Below are 3,311 nucleotides of genomic sequence, written 5' to 3' on the forward strand. Positions count from 1 at the left end.
GTATATATAATACTAAATAAACAACTGTAATCTTTTAAATAGTATGAGTGAAACCCTGGCTGATATTGCTATACCACCGCAGTTTCCTGATCATACTCAACTACCAGAGTCTGATGGTACGTTTGTGAAAAACTTTCAAGAACATCCCCAAAGCATAATTATCACAGATTCCATAATTCAAACTTTACAAAAAAAACATCCCGACGGACAATTTTGTATAGGTCAAGATTGTGGGATTTATTGGCGCGAAACTGAACCACCAGAAAAAGGTACAGTAGCACCAGATTGGTTTTATGTCCCTGATGTAGCACCAAGATTAGATGGTAAAATTCGCCGTTCCTATGTTTTATGGCGGGAATATATTCCTCCATTAATTGTTATAGAATTAGCCAGTGGTAATGGTGAAGAAGAAAAAGATTCAACCCCTCTAGCGGGTTTACAGGGAGGTGAAAAACCTGGTAAATTCTGGGTATATGAACGTATTATCCGTGTTCCCTATTATGCCATCTATGAAGTTAATAATGATAAATTAGAGGTTTATCACTTGGTAGATTTTTCTTACCAAAAAATGCAGCCTAACGAACGTGGACATTATCTTATTGCGCCATTAGGTGTAGAATTGGGACTATGGCAAGGAAGTTACTTAAATAATCCTGAACAACTTTGGCTGCGCTGGTGGGATTTAGATGGTAATTTGTTATTGGTAGGTCAAGAAGAAGCCCAATTACAAAAATTAAGGGCTGAACAACAACAACAAAGGGCTGAACAAGCAGAACTCAAAGCTGCAAAATTAGCAGCACGTCTACGAGAAATGGGTATAAATCCAGATGATGATTTATAATTAAATAAACGAACCACAGAGGCACAGAGGACACAGAGAGAATATGGAAAGGGCTATTTTGTCAAGGGATTTACAGTTTAAACAAGTTAATGGGGTGAGTTTTTTTGCTGATTTCCTGTTAGCTGGTATGGTTTTGGGTCCCCCTATTGCTCCTTTTTTGGCTGCGTCTGGTGTGTTTTTGCTTCCGGGGATTGCGGACATCATTTACTTTATGGGTAATCATGTATGTCCGCAGCCTACTATGAGTTTTGAGTTAGCACCACCTTTTATTATGGCAGTTTGTATGCGCTGCTATGGCACAGTGACAGGGCTATTAATTACTCGAATTTTGTATGCGGTAACTAATGGTAAAGGTGCTTTTTGGTTAAGTCAATATGGTTGGATTGGTGCGGCTTTTGCTAGTATATTGATGATGGCTTATCCGTTGGAACTAGCAGCGCAGATTTTTAGTTTGTGGGATTTTGATAATTATATTGTTACACCTTTTGGTTTGATTACTGGTTTGGCTTGGGGTTTATTTACTATGCCGATTTTGTATCGGTCAACAAATGCAAAAATTCATAATAACTAGCCTACCACTTCCACGTCCAAGTCTATACATAATGTTTGTTAACATTTTCTACTCTCTCTCTTTGATGCAAAAAAATTTATTTAAGCTATGCACCCTGCATAACTACTAAAATCTTTTAAGAATTGATTATTATTTGAAGATAGGTGGTAAAGCGTTGTTTCGCTTCTCCTAATAATCAATAATTGTCTGATTCATCGCTTTAGTTTAATAGTCCTGCATTTTTAATTGACTAGCAACAGTAGCGAATTCAGAAATTGAATTTTTTAGATCCTTATATTCTTGCGTAGTTAAGTTGTGGTTGTCGTGGTATTCATTTAAGAAACTAATCAGCACTAACCTAACAGATTCGATTTTTGCTCTTGTCCTAGCTGCCATCATTGCCTGAGATAAACTAGGATAAATATGGTTATTGCTAATCCCTATTTCTTCATTAGACATCCAGCATTTGAATATATAACCTTGTGATAAAGGTATTAATTCAATTAACCAGCCAAAATATAGATCTTTCCATTCCATTGATAAACTCTTTATTGGCTTAAAAATTATCTTCACTATCAGAATACAACCTCTATATGCAGTTAGCGTGCAGAATTTGTGCAGAATTTGTGTAGATAAAATCTTATAGGGGGCTGTATGATGATGGTGAGCCTATTTTTCTATAAATCAACCATTCTGGAAATTGAAAATCTTATGAATCCTATCTATTATTGGTAATATTAAGCGCAAATTCACAAATAATTTGTATTAGTTGAGACGATATCCCAAACCATGAACTGTTTCAACCAAAGTTTCAGATGCGCCTAAGAGTCTTAATTTTTGCCGAAGAGACTTAATATGAGACCTTACGGTTTCCTCTACCGGAGAGTCATCAACAGACCAAACTTGCTCAATAATACTAGAGCGGCTCAAAACCCTTCTACCATTTGCAACTAGCAATTCCAAAATTGCATACTCTTTAGGAGTTAAGGAGATAAGATGACCGTCATAAGTTGTCTCGTAAGTGCTAGGATTTAAGGCTAACTTTCCCCAAGATAAACTGATTGTACTGGCAGTACTACCTCGTCTAAGTAAAGCACGTATGCGAGCCATTAATTCTTCTAGATCAAATGGTTTTGCGACATAATCATCCGCACCGGCATCTAAACCAGTAATTTTATCAGCTACAGTATCACGGGCTGTTAACATTAATACTGGTGCTGTCGAGTTTCTGTATGCTGGATTGTTCGTGCTAGTATTCCGTAACCGTTGACAAAACTTGATTCCATCTAGCTTTGGCAAAGTTACATCTAGCACTACTAAATCATATTTCATTGACTCTGTTGCGTGCCAAGCTGCTTCTCCATCTTTAGCAACATCAACTACATACTGTCTTCTGGTTAAAGCTTCTGTAAGTGCTTCTGCCAGTTGAGTATCATCTTCAACTATCAGAATTCGCATAATTTATCCCTTATTCAACTAGAGGTAATGAGGGAAATATTAACTTAAATTGACTTGATAAATAAATAAATGGATAATTTATGAAATCGTATATTTCAGGAAAATGGATTGCGGCTGGAGTTTCTTTAGCTATATCGCTAATGGTGCTAGTTACCTTCGCTTCATTTAATAACACTACCGAAATTAAGGAAAATGCTAATCAAGTTCAGCATACTTATCAAACTCTCAATACTTTGACTGATTTATATGCGGCTATGACAGTAGCTGAATCAGCACGAAGAGGGTATATATTTTTGGGAAGTAGGCAAGATTTAGAGCGTTATGAAAATGCCATAAATAATATAAAAACTAAGGTCAGTTTATTAGAAACTCAAATCCATAATAATATCAATCAAAAACAGAGATTTGCCAGTTTAAAATCATTGGTTAATCAAAGATTATCTCTTTTAGAAGAATCAATAC

Annotated in this window: 5 protein-coding genes; 3 read left to right on the plus strand and 2 right to left on the minus strand. The window is 36.0% G+C overall.

Annotation, left to right across the window (positions count from 1 at the left end; genetic code table 11):
* Positions 1–43 precede the first annotated feature (43 nt).
* Together IQ228_RS23525 and IQ228_RS23530 are read left to right on the plus strand one after the other, a co-directional pair.
* A complete protein-coding gene (locus IQ228_RS23525) occupies positions 44–841 on the plus strand; it encodes a Uma2 family endonuclease (protein ID WP_027402025.1) in 798 nt (265 codons plus the stop codon).
* Positions 842–884: 43 nt separating this feature from the next.
* A complete protein-coding gene (locus IQ228_RS23530) occupies positions 885–1,412 on the plus strand; it encodes a DUF2085 domain-containing protein (protein WP_027402026.1) in 528 nt (175 codons plus the stop codon).
* Between the two features lie 204 nt (positions 1,413–1,616).
* Here the strand turns inward: IQ228_RS23530 and IQ228_RS23535 are convergent, their stop codons facing one another.
* Both IQ228_RS23535 and IQ228_RS23540 read right to left on the minus strand, forming a co-directional pair.
* Entirely contained in the window at positions 1,617–1,928 is a 312-nt protein-coding gene (locus IQ228_RS23535) for a hypothetical protein (protein ID WP_027402027.1), read from the minus strand.
* 228 nt (positions 1,929–2,156) lie between these two features.
* Positions 2,157–2,849 carry a response regulator transcription factor gene (locus IQ228_RS23540; protein ID WP_027402028.1) on the minus strand — a complete coding sequence of 231 codons (693 nt, stop codon included), beginning with the start codon at positions 2,847–2,849 and terminating at the stop codon, positions 2,157–2,159.
* Positions 2,850–2,929: 80 nt separating this feature from the next.
* Here IQ228_RS23540 and IQ228_RS23545 point away from each other — a divergent pair.
* A partial coding sequence (locus IQ228_RS23545) for a CHASE3 domain-containing protein (protein ID WP_193964628.1) occupies positions 2,930–3,311 on the plus strand: 382 nt, incomplete at its 3' end.

Origin of the sequence: Dolichospermum sp. LEGE 00246 (genome assembly GCF_015207865.1) — a bacterium.
GTDB classification, from domain to species: domain Bacteria; phylum Cyanobacteriota; class Cyanobacteriia; order Cyanobacteriales; family Nostocaceae; genus Dolichospermum; species Dolichospermum heterosporum.